At 69.0% G+C, this 19668-nt stretch carries 16 protein-coding genes; 7 read left to right on the forward strand and 9 right to left on the reverse strand.

Annotation, left to right across the window (positions count from 1 at the left end; all coding sequences use genetic code 11):
• Window positions 1–38: 38 nt before the first annotated feature.
• Window positions 39–2228 carry a type IV pilus assembly protein FimV gene (locus AC1RCS_RS16725; RefSeq protein ID WP_492245497.1) on the reverse strand — a complete coding sequence of 730 codons (2190 nt, stop codon included), beginning with the start codon at window positions 2226–2228 and terminating at the stop codon, window positions 39–41.
• 72 nt (window positions 2229–2300) lie between these two features.
• Here AC1RCS_RS16725 and AC1RCS_RS16730 point away from each other — a divergent pair, with 72 nt between their 5' ends.
• The 5 genes from AC1RCS_RS16730 to AC1RCS_RS16750 all read left to right on the forward strand — a co-directional run bounded on the left by AC1RCS_RS16730 (window position 2301) and on the right by AC1RCS_RS16750 (window position 8067).
• Window positions 2301–3821: a 3-hydroxyacyl-CoA dehydrogenase gene (locus AC1RCS_RS16730; protein ID WP_218294593.1), complete on the forward strand. Its 1521-nt coding sequence runs from the start codon at window positions 2301–2303 to the stop codon at window positions 3819–3821.
• A 136-nt stretch (window positions 3822–3957) separates the two neighbouring features.
• Window positions 3958–4737 carry an oxepin-CoA hydrolase, alternative type gene (locus tag AC1RCS_RS16735; protein ID WP_218340984.1) on the forward strand — a complete coding sequence of 260 codons (780 nt, stop codon included), beginning with the start codon at window positions 3958–3960 and terminating at the stop codon, window positions 4735–4737.
• Between the two features lie 193 nt (window positions 4738–4930).
• On the forward strand, window positions 4931–5650 hold the full coding sequence (locus tag AC1RCS_RS16740) for a Crp/Fnr family transcriptional regulator (RefSeq protein ID WP_218294591.1): 720 nt from the start codon (window positions 4931–4933) through the stop codon (window positions 5648–5650).
• A 23-nt stretch (window positions 5651–5673) separates the two neighbouring features.
• Window positions 5674–6759 carry a phosphotransferase gene (locus AC1RCS_RS16745; RefSeq protein ID WP_492245496.1) on the forward strand — a complete coding sequence of 362 codons (1086 nt, stop codon included), beginning with the start codon at window positions 5674–5676 and terminating at the stop codon, window positions 6757–6759.
• Between the two features lie 33 nt (window positions 6760–6792).
• Window positions 6793–8067, forward strand: a complete 1275-nt coding sequence (locus tag AC1RCS_RS16750) for an acyl-CoA dehydrogenase family protein (protein ID WP_218294589.1) — start codon at window positions 6793–6795, stop codon at window positions 8065–8067.
• Between the two features lie 239 nt (window positions 8068–8306).
• On the opposite strand, the gene AC1RCS_RS16755 is transcribed toward AC1RCS_RS16750, so the two are convergent.
• The gene (locus AC1RCS_RS16755; RefSeq protein WP_492245495.1) at window positions 8307–9038 is read right to left on the reverse strand and encodes a hypothetical protein; all 732 of its coding nucleotides are present in this window, start codon (window positions 9036–9038) and stop codon (window positions 8307–8309) included.
• Window positions 9039–9266: 228 nt separating this feature from the next.
• Between AC1RCS_RS16755 and AC1RCS_RS16760 the strand changes: the two genes are divergently transcribed.
• Window positions 9267–9908, forward strand: a complete 642-nt coding sequence (locus AC1RCS_RS16760; RefSeq protein WP_218294587.1) for a hypothetical protein — start codon at window positions 9267–9269, stop codon at window positions 9906–9908.
• A 77-nt stretch (window positions 9909–9985) separates the two neighbouring features.
• Here AC1RCS_RS16760 and AC1RCS_RS16765 read toward each other — a convergent pair whose 3' ends face one another.
• The 3 genes from AC1RCS_RS16765 to AC1RCS_RS16775 all read right to left on the reverse strand — a co-directional run bounded on the left by AC1RCS_RS16765 (window position 9986) and on the right by AC1RCS_RS16775 (window position 14653).
• Window positions 9986–10999 carry an asparaginase gene (locus AC1RCS_RS16765; protein ID WP_492245494.1) on the reverse strand — a complete coding sequence of 338 codons (1014 nt, stop codon included), beginning with the start codon at window positions 10997–10999 and terminating at the stop codon, window positions 9986–9988.
• A gap of 23 nt (window positions 11000–11022) precedes the next feature.
• A complete protein-coding gene (locus tag AC1RCS_RS16770) occupies window positions 11023–13605 on the reverse strand; it encodes a penicillin acylase family protein (RefSeq protein WP_492245493.1) in 2583 nt (860 codons plus the stop codon).
• A 118-nt stretch (window positions 13606–13723) separates the two neighbouring features.
• The gene (locus AC1RCS_RS16775) at window positions 13724–14653 is read right to left on the reverse strand and encodes an adenylate/guanylate cyclase domain-containing protein (protein ID WP_218294584.1); all 930 of its coding nucleotides are present in this window, start codon (window positions 14651–14653) and stop codon (window positions 13724–13726) included.
• 346 nt (window positions 14654–14999) lie between these two features.
• Between AC1RCS_RS16775 and AC1RCS_RS16780 the strand changes: the two genes are divergently transcribed.
• Entirely contained in the window at window positions 15000–15368 is a 369-nt protein-coding gene (locus AC1RCS_RS16780; RefSeq protein WP_369642735.1) for a hypothetical protein, read from the forward strand.
• A gap of 112 nt (window positions 15369–15480) precedes the next feature.
• Here the strand turns inward: AC1RCS_RS16780 and AC1RCS_RS16785 are convergent, their stop codons facing one another.
• From AC1RCS_RS16785 to AC1RCS_RS16800, 4 genes are all read right to left on the reverse strand, one after another.
• On the reverse strand, window positions 15481–16479 hold the full coding sequence (locus AC1RCS_RS16785; protein ID WP_492245492.1) for an LD-carboxypeptidase: 999 nt from the start codon (window positions 16477–16479) through the stop codon (window positions 15481–15483).
• Between the two features lie 58 nt (window positions 16480–16537).
• The gene (gene tadA / locus AC1RCS_RS16790; protein ID WP_492245491.1) at window positions 16538–17953 is read right to left on the reverse strand and encodes a tRNA adenosine(34) deaminase TadA; all 1416 of its coding nucleotides are present in this window, start codon (window positions 17951–17953) and stop codon (window positions 16538–16540) included.
• Between the two features lie 59 nt (window positions 17954–18012).
• A complete protein-coding gene (locus AC1RCS_RS16795; RefSeq protein ID WP_218294581.1) occupies window positions 18013–18267 on the reverse strand; it encodes a hypothetical protein in 255 nt (84 codons plus the stop codon).
• A 161-nt stretch (window positions 18268–18428) separates the two neighbouring features.
• Window positions 18429–19577: a branched-chain amino acid ABC transporter substrate-binding protein gene (locus AC1RCS_RS16800; protein WP_492245490.1), complete on the reverse strand. Its 1149-nt coding sequence runs from the start codon at window positions 19575–19577 to the stop codon at window positions 18429–18431.
• Between the last annotated feature and the right edge of the window lie 91 nt (window positions 19578–19668).

Genomic DNA, 19668 nt, shown 5'->3' on the forward strand with positions numbered 1-19668 from the left:
GCCAGGCCCGCGGGGGCCGGAGGGCGCGCCGCCGCGGCCTAGCTGCGGTCGGCCTTCTTCTGCTCCAGCTCCAGCCGCAGCTCCACCAGGTCGTTGTCCATGCCGAAGCCCACCGCCTGGCCCGAGGACGGTGGCGCGGTCGCGGGCACGGGCGGCAAATCGCTGAGCGTCAGGTGGGGCGGCTCCGAGAGATCGAGGTCCAGCGGCGCACCCCGGGTGTCAGCGTCGGGCATGGAAGGCGCGGTGGCCGCCAGTTCCTGCGGCGGCCATCCTGTGGCCGAAGGCATTTCGCCCAGATCGAACTCCAGGCTCGCGGACAGCGAATCCAGCGGCAGGCCGCCCCCCGCTGTGCTTGCCGGCGCCACGGGCGGCGCTGCCAGCACCTGCGCGTCGACACGCGGCTCGGCCAGTGGCGTGGTGCGCTTGCGGGGCGCCGGCGCGCCCCGGGCGCTTGCCGGGGTGGTCTGCGCGATGGCCAGCAGCAGCAGCAGGTCGTCGTAGGCCGCCAGATCAAACGGCTCCACCGACACCGCGCCGTCCTGCCGGAACAGCAATTTCTCCAACAGCCCGAGCACGGACGGAGAGGTCCATTCGGCCTCGATCTCCGCCAGCGCATCGGTGTAGTGATAGAGCATGCGGCCGGTGCGGTGGAAGCCGGTAAATTCGGGCACCTGCGCATTGAACGAGCGCATGAACTGGGCGCGCAGTTGCGAGAACTCCTCCACCCGGCTCAGCGTGTGATAAAGCCGCAGAAGCTCCAGATACGCCAGGGGCGAGGTATCGCCCCGCTCGGCGATGTGCTTCTTGAGCACCTCGATGGCCTGCTGGTGCTCCCCCACCGAAATGAAGAACTCGGCCTGCTGCTGAATGTCGAAGAGCTCTTCGGGGCTGACGATGTGCAGCACGGGCTGGGGCGGTGCTGCAGCGGGGGGCGGGCTGGCCGGCAGCGGCGCGGGCGCACTCGGCACGGGGGCGGTGGCTACGAAGGCGGGCCCGGGCGCCGCGGATGCGGTGGAAGCCACTGCCGCCGCTTCGGAAGCCGGGGACTCGCCGGACGACAGCCAGGCATCGCCCGGATGGGGCGCAAGGCCCAAGGCGGCTTCGTGCGCGGCCATTGCATCGCGCCCGCCCAGCGCCGCCACGGAATCGCGCCACGCGCGCACCGCCTTGTCGGAGGCGCTGCGCAAGCGCGTCCATGTCCACGCCGCGAGCAGCAATGCCAGCAACAGCAAGCCGCCCAGCACATACACCACCGTGGCCGGGAATCTGTCGTTCTCGGCCAGTTCCAGCTGCTGCTGCAACTGCGCCGCGCTGGCCCGGTCGCGGGCCGCCTGCGCACGCAGCGTGGCCACATCGTTCTCCAGCGCCTTGAGCCGGCCGCTGTCCTGGCGGGCATCATCCGGCTGGGCATTCAGCGCCTTCCACACGGCGGCGGCCTCGGTACGCTGCGCGGAGGGTTGCTCCGAAGGAAGGGCCAGCAGCCCGGGCGATGAACGCAATGCCACCGGCCGGTCCACCCAGATATCGAGCGGCTCGACCACGAGCCGGGCCTGGTCCACCGGCCTTGCCACCTGCGCCGTGCCCTTGGCCGGGGGCAACGCGGCGCTGGCCGGGGGCCGTGCCGTGCCGCGCGCTGGCTGCCGTGCGGGCGCACTGCGGGAAACGGGCTCCGCCGCGCCGGCAGGAGGCGGTGCCGTGGCGGGCCGGATCGCGGAAGGCAATGGTGCAGAAGGTGCCGCCGGCCTGGCCGCTCGCTGGCCCGCCGCGCCCGGGGACGCACCGGGGGCTTCCGTGCCACCTTCGGGGAAAGAAGGCAGCCGCGCGACATCGATCGGCGCCGCCGACCGGGCCATCGTGACGGGAGGTTCCGCAAGAAAAGTGTAGGTGCGCGTGACCTTGCCCGTGCATCCCGCCGACAAGGTGACCAGCAACACAGGCTCATCCACCGCGATGGCCGCCTGCACCCGCACGGCCGGTGAACGCCCGCGCATGTCGGGCAGGGGCACGACACGCACCCTGGCATCGCCAACCGGCGTATCCCCCGCCTTCAGCTGCGCCGTCACACAGGAAGAGGCCACGTCCGTGCCTGGATCGGGCTGCACATCGAACGACAGATCCACCGGTGCACCCAACACCACCGTGCCTCTGCTGCCTCCCAGCGAAAGTGCCGAGGCGCCCGCAGCAACCACCCACAGACCGGTCCCAAAAATGGTGTTACGGATTTTCACAATAAATTCTGTTTTTGGCGCAGCCCATTCTTGCACATAAGTCCCACGCAACGCCACAGCCATAATGGCGCTATGAAAATTCAGTTTCCCAACATCGCAATCGTGGGCACCGGCGCCATGGGTCGGGGCATTGCACAGATCGCCGCGCAGGCCGGCAGCCAGGTTTTTCTGCTCGACGCAACCCCAGGCGCCGCCCAGGCCGCCCAGGCTGCGCTCCAAGACCAATGGAGCAAGCTGGTCGCCAAAGGGCGCATTGATGCCGATCAAGCCACGGCCCTCGCTGCGCGGCTGCACCCGGTGCAGGCAGTGGCCGATCTGGCCGCGTGTGACCTGGTGATCGAAGCCATCGTCGAGCGGCTGGATGTGAAGCAGAAGCTGTTTGCCGAACTGGAGTCCGTGGTGCGCAGCGATGCCGTGCTGGCCACCAACACCTCGTCCCTGTCCGTGACCGCGATTGGGGCGGCGCTCCAGCGCCCGCAGCGGCTGGCGGGTTTTCACTTCTTCAATCCGGTGCCGTTGATGAAGGTTGTCGAGGTCATCGCGGGCCTCAAGACCGACCCCGCGATTTGCACCGCCCTGGCGGCCTATGCCAAAGAGATGGGCCACACCCCCGTTCAGGCGCAGGACACCCCGGGTTTCATCGTGAACCACGCGGGGCGCGGCTTCGGCACGGAGGCCCTGCGCATCGTGGGCGAAGGCGTGGCCGACTTCGCCACCATCGACCGCATCCTGCGCGACCAGGTGGGTTTCAAGCTCGGCCCGTTCGAGCTCATGGACCTCACCGCGCTGGACGTGTCGCACCCGGTGATGGAATCCATCTACCGCCAGTACTACGACGAGCCGCGTTTTCGCCCCAGCGTGATCACCGCGCAGCGCCTGGCCGGCGGCGTGGTGGGCAAGAAGGTGGGAGAAGGTTTTTACCGCTACGTGGAGGGCGTGGCGCAAATCCCCGCAGAGGCACCGCCCCCGGTGGTGACCGACCTTCCCCCGGTATGGGTGTCGCCCCGCGCGGCACGGCGCGCCGAGCTGTACCAGCTGCTGAAGGACCTGGGCGCCACCATCGAAACCGGCCCATCGCCCTCGCCCCAGGCCATCACGCTCGTCGCGCCGCTGGGCTTTGACGTGACCACCGTCGCCGTGGTCGAGCGCCTGGACCCGGCCCGCACCATCGGCATCGACATGCTGATCGACGATGCCGCCACCAGACGCCGCGTGCTGGCGACCAACCCGGCCACGCGCGTGGACATCCGCAACGCGGCGCATGCGCTGTTCGCCCGCGACGGCAAGGCGGTGAGCGTGATCCGCGACAGCGGCGGCTTCGTCACGCAGCGCGTGGTGGCCACCATCGTGAACATCGCCAGCGACATCTGCCAGCAAGGCATCTGCTCCCCCAAGGACCTGGAAACCGCCGTCACGCTGGGCCTGGGCTATCCGCTGGGGCCTTTGGCCATGGGCGACCGCTGGGGTCCCACCAACATCCTGGAAGTGCTGTTCAACATGCAGACCGTCTATGGCGACACCCGCTACCGCCCCAGCCCCTGGCTGCGCCGGCGCGGCGCGATCGGCCTGAGCCTCACGCATGTGGAGGAATGAATGAATGAATGAAGGCTCCTTGCGGGGCGCGGCGGCCGCTGGCGCTGGCCGCGCGCACCGCACGGGCCCTGCTTCCAGACCGACTGCACGCCCCCACGTGAACCGTCCGCAGCCCTTCACAAGGTAACCCACGCACATGCCCGCAGAACTCCAGAGCACCAGCCAGGGCCAGACCCTGATCCTGACCCTTCGCAATCCCGAACGGCGCAATGCCATCGACCCTGCGATGTACGCGGCGGGCGTGGAGGCGCTGGGCGTGGCCGAAAGCAGCCCCGACATCCGCAGCGTGGTCATCACGGGCGCGGACGGCATGTTCTGTTCGGGAGGCAACCTGCAGCGCCTGCTGGCCAACCGCCAGCAGGACCCGGAGGTGCAGGCCCAGAGCATCGAGGGGCTGCACAACTGGATCGAGACCATCCGCACCTATCCCAAGCCCGTGATCGCCGCGGTGGAGGGGGCCGCCGCCGGTGCCGGCTTCTCGCTGGCGCTGGCCTGCGACTTCATCGTGTCCGCGCGCAATGCCGTGTTCGTGATGGCCTACAGCAACGTGGCCCTGTCCCCGGACGGCGGCGCGAGCTGGAGCCTGGTGCATGCCCTGCCCCGCCAGGTGGCCACGGAGATCCTGATGTGTGGCGACCGCATTGGCGCCGAGCGCCTGCACGCGCTGGGCGTGGTCAACCGACTTGCCGAAACTGGGGGCGCACTCGATGCCGCGCTCGCCCTGGCCGAGCAGCTCAATGCGCGTGCGCCGAATGCGCTGGCCAGCATCAAGGAGCTGATCAATGAAGCACCCCATGCAAGCCTCACCCACCACCTGGGCCAGGAGCGCAATCATTTCGTGACCAACCTGCACCATGCCAACGGCGGCGTGGGCATCACCGCGTTCCTTGAAAAGCGTGTGCCCCGCTACGAATAGCCCCGCACGCTGCCGGCGGTGACCGCACGCCGACGGCCACCACCATCCACGATGAAGCCCCTGGGATGCCGCCAAGCACCCAGGGGCTTTTGCATGGCGGGCCTGCTGCAGACACGCAGGTGACAACCCTGACGCTGCGCGAAGGTCCCTGACGCGACAATGGGCCTGTTTCCAGTCACACAAAAGACAGACCATGGACGACCCGATTCTTACTATCGAAGAACGTGAAGCGATCAACTCAGGTCGCTGGTTTTCTTCCCTCTCACCTTCACTACGCCACGACATCCTGCGATGTGCATACGTCAAACGCTTCAAGGACGGCGGCCTCATCGCCGCGCGCGGCGACCCGCCCGAGGAGTGGATTGCGTGCGCGCGCGGCGCGGTGCGGGTGAGCTCCACCTCCATCTCGGGCAAGCAGATCACGCTGACCTATGTGGAGCCGGGCATCTGGTTCGGCGACGTGGCGATCTTCGACGGGGACCGGCGCACGCACGATGCCTATGCGCACGGCGACACCACGATCCTGTGCGTGGCCAAGGCCGACTTCCGCAAGATCCTCGCGGCGCATACCGAGTTCTACGAAGCCATGCTGCGCCTGCATGCGCGGCGCATCCGCCAGCTCTACGGCCTGGTGGAAGACCTCAACACCCTGCCGCTGCGCGCGCGGCTGGCCAAGCAGCTCGTGCACCTGGTGCGCAGCTACGGCATTCCCAGCCTGTCGGACGGCAGCGAGATGCGCATCGGCCTGCAGCTGGCGCAGGAAGAACTGGCGCAGCTGCTGGGCGCATCGCGCCAGCGGGTGAACCAGGAGCTCAAGGCCATGGAGCGCGAGGACGCCATCCGCATCGAGCCGGGCGGCCTGGTGGTGCGCGATCGCGACGCCCTCATGCGCATTGCTGAAACCGACAACTGACTGACCGAACCCTCGCCCCGTCCATGAGCAACTTTGACCATTTCGTTGGCACCCGTCCCGTCTCCGACCAGCACGCGTTCGACATCGGCGCGCTGACAGCCTGGCTCACGCAGAACATGGAAGGCTTTGCCGGCCCCCTGACGGTGGAGATGTTCAAGGGTGGGCAGTCCAACCCCACCTACAAGCTCATCACCCCCGGCGCCCACTACGTGATGCGCTCCAAGCCCGGCCCCGTGGCCAGGCTGCTGCCATCGGCCCACGCCATCGAGCGCGAATTCGCGGTGATGAGCGGCCTGCATGGCACCGACGTGCCCGTGCCCCGCATGCACGTGCTGTGCGAGGACGAGTCGGTCATCGGCCGCGCCTTCTACGTGATGGAGTGCATGCAGGGCCGCGTGCTGTGGGACCAGTCGCTGCCCGGCATGTCGCCCGCCGAGCGCGGCGCCATCTACGACGAGATGAACCGCGTGATCGCCGCGCTGCACACCGTGAAGTTCGCCGACCGGGGCCTGGCCAGCTATGGCAAGCCGGGCAACTATTTCGACCGCCAGATCGGCCGCTGGAGCAAGCAGTACGTGGCCTCCATCACCCAGCCCATCCCCGAGATGGACCGGCTCATGGAATGGCTGCCCGCCCACATGCCGGCGAGCGCGCGCGATGAAGGCCACGTGTCCATCGTGCACGGCGACTACCGGCTTGACAACCTCATGTTCCACCCCACCGAGCCCCGCGTGATCGCCGTGCTCGACTGGGAGCTGTCCACCCTGGGCCACCCGCTGGCCGACTTCAGCTACCACTGCATGAGCTGGCACATCCCCGCCGCCATGGGCCGGGGCATCGCGGGACAGGACCTCGCGGCCCTGGGCATTCCCGGCGAAGACAGCTACATCCGCCGCTACTGCGAGCGCACCGGCATCGCCACGCCCGAGGCGCTGCGCGCCGACTGGAACTTCTACCTCGCCTACAACATGTTCCGCATCGCCGCCATCTTGCAGGGCATCGCCAAGCGGGTGGAGGCGGGCACCGCCTCCAGCGCGCAGGCCAAGGCCTCGGGCGACACGGCACGGCCGATGGCCGAGCTGGCCTGGTCGTTCGCGCAGCGGGGATGAGGCGCCCCACGATTACCAACGGAGAAGAAACCCATGGACTTTGACTACTCGCCCAAAACCAAGGAACTGCAGGCCAGGCTGCTCCAGTTCATGGATGACCACGTCTATCCGAACGAAGCCACCTACTCCGCCGAGCTGGCGGCCAACACGGCGGCGGGCAAGCGCTGGAGCGCGCTCAAGACCATCGAGGACCTCAAGCCCAAGGCCCAGGCGGCAGGCCTGTGGAACCTGTTCCTGCCGGTGGACAGCGCGGCGGCCTCCGGATACGACGGCGCGGGCCTGACCAACCAGGAATACGCCCCGCTGGCCGAGATCATGGGCCGCGTGCCATGGGCCAGCGAGGTGTTCAACTGCTCGGCGCCCGACACCGGCAACATGGAGACCATCGCGCGCTACGGCGATGACGCCAACAAGGCCCGCTGGCTCAAGCCGCTGCTCGAGGGCAAGATCCGCTCGGCCTTTGCCATGACCGAGCCGGCCGTGGCATCCAGCGACGCCACCAACATCGAAACGCGCATCGAGCGCCAGGGCGACGAATACGTCATCAACGGCCGCAAGTGGTGGATCTCCGGCGCGGCCGATCCACGCTGCGCGGTGTTCGTCACCATGGGCAAGACCGACCCCGATGCCCCCCGCCATTCGCAGCAGAGCATGGTGCTCGTGCCGGCGGACGCCAAGGGCATCACCGTCATTCGCCCGCTCAATGTGTTTGGCTACGACGACGCGCCCCATGGCCACGTCGAGATGACCTTCGAGAACGTGCGTGTGCCCGTCTCCAACATCCTGCTGGGCGAGGGCCGTGGCTTCGAGATCGCCCAGGGCCGCCTGGGCCCCGGGCGCATCCACCACTGCATGCGCCTCATCGGGCTGGCCGAGCGTGCGCTGGAGCTGATGTGCAAGCGCGCCTCGTCGCGCACGGCCTTCGGCAAGACCGTGGCCCAGCAGACCGTGACGCAGGAGCGCATCGCCGAGGCCCGCTGCAAGATCGACATGGCGCGCCTGCTCACGCTCAAGGCCGCCTGGCTCATGGACGTAGCCGGCAACAAGGTCGCCAAGACCGAGATCGCGATGATCAAGGTGGTGGCGCCCAGCATGGCCTGCCAGGTGATCGACTGGGCCATGCAGGTGCACGGCGGTGGCGGCATGTGCGATGACTTCCCGCTGGCCTATGCCTATGCCAATGCGCGCACGCTGCGCTTTGCCGACGGCCCCGACGAGGTGCACCGCAACGCGATCGCCAAGTGGGAGCTGGGCAAGTACGGCACCTACGGCCGCGACGCGGGCGTGCCCATCACGCGCGGAGGATGAAGCTCCGCCCGAGGCGACAGCTCTTTGCTGCCATCCCAGCGTGCGCAGGCATGCGGGGAGCCGCGGCACTCAGCCCCTCGCTCGCGTAGCACGCGGGAGGGGGACACACCCGGTGGCCTGGCGACACCAGTTCCACGGTGCACTCGCCTGGAGCGCGCCAGTTTTGCGGGGTGGGTGCATGCCGCACCATGAACAACGGGGCCACTGGCCCCGTTTTCGTTTGGCGGGCGCTTGCAACGCTACCCGGCAATGCCCGGCTCGTCGTCCGGCCCTGCCACCGACATGGGCGGCAGGTTCTGCAGCGCGGCCTGCCCCGCCACCAGCAGCAGCTGCTTGGCATGCGCGATCTCGGCCAGGCTGCGCTGCGTGTGCTCCATGCGCAGATAGACGCGACCCCGCGCCAGCATCAGCACCAGCGGCGATTTCGCCCGCTCGGCGCCGCCCTCGCCTTCCACCGCGTTGAGCAGCTGCGAGACCACGGGCGCATGGATCCAGCGCTGGGCCAGCTCGATGCGCTCGGACACCACGGTGAAATGCTCGCGGAACGACGCGGGCAGGCCGGGCCAGGACATTTCCTCGTACATCGAAAGCCAGCGCATTTCCTCGGGCAGGCTGCTGCTCACGGCGGTCTGCAATGTGTCCGTGATGGCGTCGTAGGCGGTGCCCTCCAGCACCTCCTGCAAGGGCCGGTTGATCACCATCACCGCGGCATCCGGGTCGGCGCCCACGTCGGCGCGGCCGCGCAGCTCCAGGCCCTGCAGATAGTCGCGCGTGGGCGCGCCGCATTCCAGCCGCCAGGGGTGGCCGTGGATATCGCCGCCCAGGTCGAAATGCCCGTCGGTCGCATGCGCCACGATCGCCAGCCGCTGGCCGGCCGCCCAGCGGGATACGTCGCGGTTGGTCACCGGCCGGCCCGGGGTGGACGCGGAACTGCCGGATGCGCTGAATGCTTTGCGGAGGCGGTCGAACATTGCAGGGACGAAGCAGGAGCTTCGCAAGAGTCGCGGGTGCAGGCATTATTGAGGGCATTGGCGGGGGAAGGAAGCCCCCTGGCGGAAGCACCCTGAGCCGCCCGATGGCGCCTTCCCCCGACGGGGACGCACCCGGTGGACTGGCGAAGCCAGATCCACGGGTGCACGGGCCTCCAGCGCGCCAGTGTCGGCGGCGGTGCGTATGAGCACGCTTTTTTGGATGAAGACATGTTTTTTGTGACTGCGAACCGCCGGTTCGCGCTGACCGCCCTGGCTGCTTCTTGTGTGCTGGCCACCCTGCCCGTCGGCGCTGCGGAATTGCCCAAGGATGCCTCGCCCACGGCGCGCCGGTTGGTGCGCTGGGCCACCGACACCGCCGACCACCAGGGCCTGCCTTTTGCCGTGATCGACAAGCCCGCCGCCCGCATCCATGTGTTCTCGGCCCGGGGGCAATGGCTGGGCAGCGCGCCAGTGCTGCTGGGTGCGGCGCTGGGCGACCGGTCCGCCCCCGACATCGGCCAGCGGCCGCTGTCGCAGATCCGCCCCGAAGAGCGCACCACGCCCGCGGGCCGCTTCGTCACCGAGCCCGGGCGCAACCTCAAGGGCGACGACATCGTCTGGATCGACTACGACGCCGCCGTGTCGCTGCACCGGGTGCGCAGCGTGAGCGCCGCCGAGCGCCGCCACCAGCGCCTGGCCAGCCAGGGCGCGCAGGACAAGCGCATCAGCTACGGCTGCGTGAATGCGCCCGAGGCGTTCTACAACCAGTTCATCGCGCCGCTTTTCGGCCAGTCGCGCGGCGTGATCTATGTGCTGCCGGATACGGAGCCATTTGCTACTATTTTTGTAGCTGCCAGCGTTTACCAGTAGTGTGCTGGAGGCACTTTTTATCACAACCCGTTGAACAGGCGCCGCGCGGAGGCCCGGCTTTGCCCCGTGCCCGGTCTTCAGCCGCCGGCCGGCTCCAGCCTGAACACCGCCTTCCGCTCGCCCACCTGCAGCCCCTTGGCGTTGGCGATGCGCGCGGACCGGCGCGGGGCCAGCGCTTCGCGCTGGCGGGTGTCGAGCCAGCCGAGCTGGTCCATCACCTCCACCGCCGCCGCCACCTGCGCCACCATGTTGCCGTCCATGACCTTGAGCGCGAAGGCTTCGCCCCGGCTGCGGCTGCCCACCACCTGCACGCCGTCGGCCCCGGTCTTGGACACCCAGTCGCCCTGCCCTGCGCGCATGAAGTCCAGGTCGTGCCGTCCGGTGCCCGAGCCCAGCTCGGGCCGCGCGACCATGGCATCGGCCAGCGCGGTCAGGCTCTCGTGCAGGTCGGTATCCGGCGCGCCGCCCGCCAGCCGCGCATAGCCCCGCGCCAGGTGTGCCAGGGGCATGGCGTAGTTGGGGGCGGAGCAGCCGTCGATGCCCATGGCCAGCTGATGGGGTGCGAGCCCCACTGCCTTCGCGACATGCTCCCGGATCGCCACCTGCAGCGGATGGGCCGGGTCCAGGTGGCCGTCCAGCGGCAACCCCTGTCGCACGCAGTGCGCGACAAAACCGGCGTGTTTGCCGCTGCAGTTGTTGTGGCGCTCGTCGGGCACAAAACCTTCGGGCAACGAACCGAGCCCCAGCTCGGCAAACAGAGGCCGGTGGCAGCCGCAGCGCAACGCGCGGTAGTCCTGGTCCACGCTGCCCAGCATGCGGTCCACCTGCTCCACATGCATGGGTTCGCCGTTGTGGCTGGCGCACAGCAGCGCCAGTTCGCCCGGCCCCCAGCCAAGCGCCCGTGCGCCACCCGCCTGCATGAAGGGCAGCGCCTGGAATGCCTTGATGGTGGAGCGCGTGAAGGTGACCGTGTACGGGTCGCCCACCCGCGCCAGCACCCGGCCTTCGCGGTGGGCCACGGCCACGGCGCCCCAGTGCAGGCACTCGGCCAGGCCGCCCCGGGTGACTTCGATCAACGGAACAAAACCCATGGCGTGGCTCCTCGCGGCGCGCGTCACTGCGCGGGGGTTGCGGGGGTCAGCGTCAGCGCGTGCACCCAGCGCGCGGGCTGGCGCTGCAGCGCGCGGTAGCCGGTCTCGGCCCACGTGGTGCTCATGTCGCGGTAGCGCGGCGAGAACACGAGGCCGCTCTGGCCCGTCTGGTAGATGAAGCGCGACTGCTCCAGGTCGGCCAGGTCATACACCGCGCGCAGCGAGGCCGCATGGCGGTTCACATACGGGCCCGTGGCCTCGCCCGCGTTGTACTGCCCCACGTTCACGGTGTACGCATCGCCATGCGAAGGCACGCTCACATCGAAGAAACGCGCCAGCGCGGGCACGTTGCCAAAGGGCCGGTGCACGCTGAGCGCGGGGTGCGCCGTGCCCCAGCGCCACCGGGCCGGGTCCGCCCCATAGGCTGCCTGCAGGCGGTCGAGCGCTCGGCCCAGGGCAGCGGCAGATTGCCCGGCACACGATGCGGGCTGGCACCACCAGGTGTCGTTGCGCTCCAGGATGCCTTCGAGCGCCGCGCGGTAGTCGCGCTTGCCATAGGTCGCGGTGAAGCGGTCTTCACCGATGCGCGGAATGATGAGGCCGCGCGCGAGTTCGTCCGTCCAGGCCGCGAAGATCAGCGGCGCGGCCTTGCCCGCGTCCATCACGCCGTCAAAGCCTTGCAGCTCTTTCTGGGCGGCGGCCGCCAGCGCGTGTGCGGACTGCGCCTGTTGCAGGTGGGGCAGCAGGCGGCGCGTGGCCAGCGAGGTCACATCGCGGTGGATGGCCTGCATGCTGGCCGCGTCGTGTTTTTCGGTGGCCTCGATGAGCTGCGCGATGCGCTCGTAGCGGTAGGGCAAGGCCCAGTCCTGCGTGAGGAAGTGCGGGTAGTCCGGCGCCGTCACGCGCTGGTTGGCCGTGGCGATCCAGCCCCTGGCGCCTTGGGCGCCATCTGCGCTGCCTTTGCCATCGTCCTGCGGGGTTTGTTCGTAGGGCAGCCAGCCCTTCCAGTCGTAGCGCGCATCCCAGCCGGGGGACGGGGCCACGCCGCGGATGTCGTTGGCGGCATCGCGCAGCGGCACGCGCCCCGCCGCCTTGAAGCGGATGTGGCCCTGGTCGTCGGCGGCCACCACGCTCTGCATGGGCGAGTGGTAGTGCGCCAGCCCCTCGAAGAGTTCGTCCACGCTCTTGGCCTGGTTGGTCTTCAAGCCCGCCAGCACGGTTTGGTTGTCAGCGTCCAGCGCGCTCCAGCGCAGCGCGAGCACGTACTTGCCCAGGTCCAGCACCTCGGCGTGCGACTTCTGCACGTCGCTCAGCACCGGCCCATGGCGGGTGCTGCGCAGCGCCAGCTGCACGTCGGCCCCGCCCTTGACGCGGATGGTTTCGCTGCGCACCGTGAAGGGCGCCCAGCCTTCTGGCGTGCGGTACTGCGCCGCATCGGCCGGGTTGATCTGCTCCAGGTACAGGTCCTGCACGTCCGGCCCCGTGTTGGTGAAGCCCCAGGCCACGCGGTCGGTGCGCCCCAGCACCACGAATGGCAGGCCGGGCAAGGTGGCCCCCACGGCATCGATGGCGGCGATGGGCGTGCCGTCCGACGCGGTGCCGGCGGGCGCCTGCATGCCGGCGAAGTACCAGATGGCCGGGGCCGACAGCCCCAGGTGCGGGTCGTTGGCCAGCAGCGGCTTGCCGCTGACGGTGCGGGTTCCCGCCAGCACCCAGTTGTTGCTGCCCTTGCCTTCATTGGTGCCCGCGTTGCGCGTCAATTCATCGGCCCAGGCCAGCATGCCGGTGCTGATCTGCCGCGACAGCAGGCCTTCGTCCTTGCGGCTGGCTGCCCCGCTGGCCGCCGCCAGCCCGTCGGCACCGCCCGGCCCGGCCGCCGTGGAGCCCGCGCCAGCCGCGCGGTACACCCCAAGCTGCCGGTACAGCGCGGCGAGGTCGGCCGATGCGGCCGGCTTCTCGCCCGGATAGGGTGGCATCAATTGCCACAGGCGGTCGGTGTCCAGCGTCCGCGCGACCGACAGGCGCGCGAATTCCGTTCCCCAGTTGCCGCCCAGGTCCAGCGCCATCATCAGCGCCCAGCCCACGCTGTCCTCGGGCTCCCACACCGCGCCCGCCGCGCCGCCAGGCTGGACGCCGAGCACATGGAATTCGGGGGGCAGGGCCTGGGGCCGTTTCAGGTGGAACGCGTGGATGCCCTTGCTGTAGGCCTGCAAGGCCTCCTTGGCATAGGGCGGCAGGCCTGCGTACTGGCGCCGGGCCGCGCCCATGATGTCCAGAGCGCGCATCAGCTTGTCGGTTTCGAGCGTCGCGGGGCCGAAGACCTCCGACAGCTGGCCATGCATCACCCGGCGGTTGAACTCCAGCTGCCAGGTGCGCTCCTGCGCGTGCACATACCCCATCGCGAACCAGGCGTCCTGTGGCGTGCGCGCCTGGATGTGGGCCACGTCGGCCCCATCGCGCCGCACCTGCACCGCGCTGCCCAGCCCCGCCACGCCCAGTTCGCCGTCGAGTTTCGCAAAGCTCCGCTGCACATACACCGCCGCGCCCGCGCCTGCCAGCAGCGCCGCCGCCACCAGCCCCAGGGCCGTCCGCTTCATCCATGCCATCTTTGTTGTCTCCTGTTGTTGGGTGTGTCGTGTGTCCGTATCGCCCGGGCCGCGACCGGCCCGAAGGAGGTGCCCGGCGCCCGGGCAGCCCCATGGCGGAAGTCCCTCGCGCAGCCCGTCAGCGCAGACGCACGCTGCCTCCGGCCACGTGGAAGCTCATGGTCGGCGCACTGGGCTCCGTGAAGGAAACGCCCAGCGCGATGTGCCCGGTGCCATGCAGGATGCAGGCATCGCGCCGCAGCCGCACGGGCGAATCGCTGCCCTCGAACCGCACCCAGGTTCCAAAGCTGCTCATGTCCGTCAGGACGAAGCCGCTGTTGCGCCAGTCGATGCGCGCATGCAGGCGCGAGACGCGCGGATCGTCGACGCACAGCTGGGCGTGCAGCGCCCGCCCCACCAGGACGGGGGCGTCGGACGAGGTGAAGGTGCGGTCCACGCCATGCCACGAGAACTGGATGTGCCCCAGGATCGAGTCTGCCGGCGCAAAGTTGCTGACAAGGGAAGCCTGCATGGTGAGGGAGTCGGGCGCCTCGTCCTCGCGCCACTCCACGTGGTAGAGCATCAGCAGCTCGGCCTTGCCGCGAATGTCCATCATGCCCAGCTTGCGGTACCAGACATCCGGCGCGGCCCCCGCCAGCAGCACGGTGGTCTCGGTGGCCCAGATCTCGGCCGGGCCGGCCCGCTCGCACAGCCTGGAGGCGACGTTGACGGCATCGCCATAGCAGTCGCCATCCACGTCCACCACTTCGCCGCTGGCCACGCCAACGCGCACCTCCATGCGCAAGGGCTGGGGCCAGCGCTCCTGGCGGGCCTTGTGCTCGCGCAGCATGGCCGCCATGGCGGATACGGCGCTGGCGGCATCGCCAAAAACGCCCAGCACCCCATCGCCCAGCTTCTTGACCACCCGCCCCCCGTGCGTCTGGATGGTGTCGCTGATCCATTGCGTGACCTGGGTCACCGCCTCGGTGGCGCGCTCATTGCCCAGCGCTTCATACAAGGCGGTGCTGCCCGAGATGTCCGCAAAGACCATCGTCGACAGCACGCTCATGGACACCGGCCTATTGGTAACATCATGTGAATCAGTTTAGTGCAAGCGCCCTGACGGCGCACCCCTGAAAGCGTCAAGAATCGTTGCCCGGCGCCGCCAGGCGTCCGATGGTGCCACCCGGGACCTGACGGCGCCGCGGGGGTGCCCCAGGCAAAGTGAATTTCGTGGGCCCGGCGGTACATGGAGGCGGTTGCCACCCGCGATTTGCCGCCCATCCCAAAAAATCAACAAACACGTAAAAGTTCGCAACAAACAAGGTGCGTTTGTTGTCTTTACGCAAAAACAGTAGCGCGCCCCTTGCGTGGCGCCTCGCTCCGGCTTAATTTGGCCGACCCTGTTACAAAAAATGCGTCCGCCTCCCTCCATGCGCTGGAACAAGCCCAATCTCCGCAACAACCTTCACGACCTTCTGGGCCGTGACAAGCCGTCATCGACGGCCTGGGTGCGCGACCACGGGCTGGAGGAGGTACGCCGGGCCATGCTGCAAAGCCTGGCGGGCATGAGCGGTTGCGAGGTGGCGCGCATGAACATGCGCCTGCGCTACGCCGGCGACATCGAAGCGTTGTGGTACCTGCGCACCGATCTCTTCAGCACGCTCGTGCCCTTGCGCGGCGAAACCGGCGCGCGGGGCGTGATCGACCAGGTCACCCCCCTGTTCCAGGGCCAGTTGCCACGTGCACTGCGCCCGGCCCAGCCCCCTCCCGGCAACGCCTGACCCGAGCCCCAGCCCGGGCGGACACCCGCCGCTGGCAGGTGCCATGCCGCCCGGCATCCCCTGGGCCCAGCGGGCAGGAATCCAGAGGCAGGCGATTGAAGGCAGCACCGAATCAGTGCTGGTGTCCCCAGTAGATCAGCGCATCCCGCCCTTCCACCGACAGCGATACCGTGCTCCCCACGGGCAGCAGCACCTTGGTCGCCACATGGCCGAAGGGCAGGTTCGTGAGCACGGGCGCCTTGATCTGCGTGCGCAGCCAGTCCACCACCGACTGCAGCTTGTAGCCCTTGTCGTGCGGCGCGAGCTTGAAGTTGGTGAACTGCCCCAGCACCACGGCCTTCTGCTGGGCCAGCACGCCGGCGTGCAGCAGCTGGGTGAGCATGCGCTCGATGCGGTAGGGGTGCTCGTGCACGTCTTCCAGGAACAGCACGCCACCCTTGATGGCCGGCAGGTACGACGTGCCCACCAGCGAAGCCAGCACCGCCAGGTTGCCGCCCCACAGCGTGGCGCTTTTCACGTAGACATTGGGGACGGCCGGCTTGCCCGTGGCGGCGTCGGGCTTTTCATTGTTCATGCGCCAGCCCGTGCCTTCGCCATGGCCGGTCAGCAAATCGTCGAAGCAGGCCTCCATGATGTCGTCGGGCTCGCCGGCCACGCCAAAGTCGGCGCCCAGCGAAGGGCCGGCCCATGACGTGGCGCCCGTCTTGGCCAGCAGCGCGGTCTGGAAGGCGGTGAAGTCGCTCACGCCCACGAAGCGCGTGCCGCCCGCGATCGCCTTGGCCACCGCCTTGTAGCGGATGCCCGGCAGGATGCGCGACAGCCCGTAGCCGCCGCGCGAGATCAGCGCCACATCGGCGCCGCTGGCCGCGGCACGGTGGATGGCGGCCAGGCGGGTGGCGTCGTCGCCCGCGAAGCGGGTGTGCACGGCCAGGGCGTCCGCATCCACCTCGACCTCATGGCCCAGGGCCTTCAGCCGGGCGAGGCCGCGCTTGAAGGCGGCCTTGTCCTGCACGGCGCTCGACGGCGAATAGATGTAGATGTGCTTGGGGCCGTGGTCGTGGCTGCACTGGGAATGGTCGTGATCGGGATGATCGTGTGAATGGTCTTGCAAAGCGCTCAGGCCGTGAAGGGGCCTGCTCCGTCAAAAAGAGAGTCCGTCTGGCGCCATGTCAGCCGGTGGCACGGCCGGCGCCGGGAAACGAGAAGTATTCCACAGCCTGCCGCGCGATCGGCTCGCCATGCTCCTGCACGAAGTGCCCGGCGTCGGCCAGCACGGTGGGCGCGGGGCAACCGCGAATGTGGCGGTGCAGATCGTGCATGGTGGCGGGCCCGAGCACCGGGTCCTTGTCGCCAATGAACATCAGGCTCCGGCCCTGCCACCGCTGCTGCCAGAAATCACGCGCCTGGCGCGACAGCGCGGCCCCCGGCGCCTCCTCCGATGCCGGCACGCGTTCAGGAAAGGCGCGCAGCGCGGCGCGGTAGCCCTTGTCGGGGAACGGCGCGTCGTAGGCGGCACACTCCGCCCCGGCCAGGTGCGGGTTGCCGCGCGCCAGCAGGCGCCCCACGCCATACAGCGGCTTGTCGCGGCACATCGCACGCCAATCGAGGAATCCGGCGGGCAGCGGCGCATCACCCGTGGCCAGCACGGTGTTCATCACCAGCAGGCCCGCAAACCGCTCGGGGCAGGCCATGGGCAGCGTCAGGCCCAGGATGCCGCCCCAGTCCTGCACCACCAGCACCACGTTGCGCAGGTCCAGCCGCCCGATGAGTTCCAGCAGCACCTGGCGGTGCCATTCGAACTGGTGCGCCGACTCTTTCTTGGGCTTGTCGCTCTTGCCAAAGCCGATCAGGTCGGGCGCGACCACGCGGTCCCCGGCCGAGAGGAACACGGGCAGCATGCGCCGGTACAGGTAGCTCCAGGCCGGGTTGCCGTGCAGGCACAGCCAGGTGCGCGGCGCGTCCTGCGGGCCTTCGTCCAGGTAGTGCAAACGCAAGCCGGCCAGGCTGGGCAGGTCGCTCAGGTAGCGCGGCGCCCAGGGGTAGCCGGGCAGATCCGCGAAGGCGGCATCGGGCGTGCGCAGGGCGTCGTCGCGCAGCGGATGGCGGGCCAGTGCCTCGGTGCGTTGTTGATGGCGGCGCTGCCGGAAGAAGCCGCTGAGCAGGCCGCCGCACTCGTCGGCCAGCACCCCGCCCCGCACCTGGGTCTGGTGGTTCAGCTCGGCATGGCCAAACAGGTTCAGCACCGAGCCCGCCGCACCCGTCTTGGGATCTGCGGCGCCGTACACCACGCGCGCCAGGCGCGCATGCAGCATGGCACCGCTGCACATGGCACACGGCTCCAGCGTGACATACAGGCTGCAGCCGTCCAACCGGTAGTTGCCCAGCCGCCGCGCCGCCGCGCGCAGGGCCACGATCTCGGCGTGGGCCGTGGGGTCGTGCCCCTCGACCGGCGCGTTGCGGCCGGTGGCGATCACCTGGCCATCCTTGACCACGATGGCCCCCACGGGCACCTCGCCCGCGCGCACGGCGACTTGCGCCTCGGCCAGGGCCAGGCGCATCCAGTGCGCGTCTTGGTCAGGATTCATTGCTATACAAATAATAGCTACCAGCGCTTGAAGGATAAGCGCCAGCAGCCCATTTCATCCTATTTCTCATCGTCCGGGATGGGCCGCGCCTGCTGCATCAGGCCTTCCATCTGCTGCTTGACCTGCTGCTGGATCTGCTGGCTCTGGTCGCGCACCGTGGCCGGCTGCGCCGCCGAAGCCGGGGCACCGCCGGCCGGCGCTGCTGTCTGCAGCGACGGCACGGGCGTGCGGACGGCGGACAGCTGCTTTCTGGCAAGGACACCCACCACGGCCAGCGCCACCACCAGCCCGGCCAGACCTACTACAGCACGCATGAAAAGACTCCTTGGCGGGCGGGGTGCCCGGACCACAGCCGGCGGGACCGCCCTGCCCGGCTTGCTACCGGCCCGACTGTAATGGCAAACCGCCGTGGGCACCCCCATGAAAAACGGCCGCGCGGGGCGGCCGTAGCGGTGGCGGGCCGTGCCCGCGGTGCTCAGTTGAGCGCCACGCGGTTGCCGTCCTTGTAGGTGTACAGCGTCACGGCGGGCGTGGTCAGCTCGCCCTTGGCCGTGAAGGCGATGTTGGCGGTCACGCCCTTGTACTCGGTCTTGCCGATGAAGGGGATGTACACCTTGGGGTCCACCGAGTTGGCGCGCTTCATCGCATCGGCCAGCACCATGGCCGCGTCGTAGGCGTACGGGCTGTAGATCTGGAACTGGCCGGGGAACTTGGCGTCGTAGCGCTTCTTCCAGTCCGCCCCGCCCTGCATCTTGTCGACCGAGGCGCCGCCCGTGGCGCAGGTCACGTTCTTGAGCGCAGGGCTCTTGCCCGACAGCTCGGGCAGCTTCTCGGTGCACAGCGCATCGCCGCCGAAGAACTTCACGTTGCCCAGGCCCACCTGCTCCATCTGGCGCAGCATGGGGCCGGCCTGCGCGTCCAGGCCGCCGTAGAAGATCGCGTCGGGCTTCTTGTTCTTGATGGCCGTGAGGATGGCCATGAAGTCGGTGGCCTTGTCGTTGGTGAATTCCTCGCCCACCACCTTCAGGCCCTTTTGCAGGGCGGTGGCCTTGAACACCGAGGCCACGCCCTGGCCATACGCGGTGCGGTCGTCGATGATGGCCACGCTCTTGAGCTTCAAGTGGTCGGCCGAGAACAGTGCCAGCGCCGCGCCCAACGCGTTGTCGTTGGCGATCAGGCGGTAGGTGGTCTTGTAGCCGGGCTTGGTCAGGTCCGGGTTGGTGGCGGCGGCGGTGATGTGGGGCACGCCGCACTTGTCATAGACGGCCGCCGCAGGAATGGACGTGCCCGACTGCAGGTGGCCGACCACGCCCGCCACCTTCTGGTCGCACAGCTTTTGCGCCACGGCCGTGGCCTGGCGCGGGTCGCCGGCATCGTCTTCGGCCGCCAGCTCGAACTTGATCTTCTTGCCGCCGATGACCAGGTTCTGGGCGTTCAGGTCGTCCACCGCCAGGCGCACGCCGTTCTCGGTGTCCTTGCCGATGTGGGCGATGCCGCCCGACACCGGGCCCGCGTGGGCGATCTTGACGGTTTGCACGTCCTGGGCGAAGGCCGCGTGGGCAGCCGCAGCGCAGGCTGCGGCGATGGTCAATTGCACGAAGGGGCGGGAAGCACGGCGAAACACGTTGGAAGTCTCCAGAACAGATAGGAAGGGCAGCCAAGCACCGGTGCACCACCTTGGGGCACGGCTCGGCCCCGCATCCTAGCCATTCACA

It is taken from the genome of Acidovorax sp. GW823-FHT01C06, assembly GCF_058798375.1.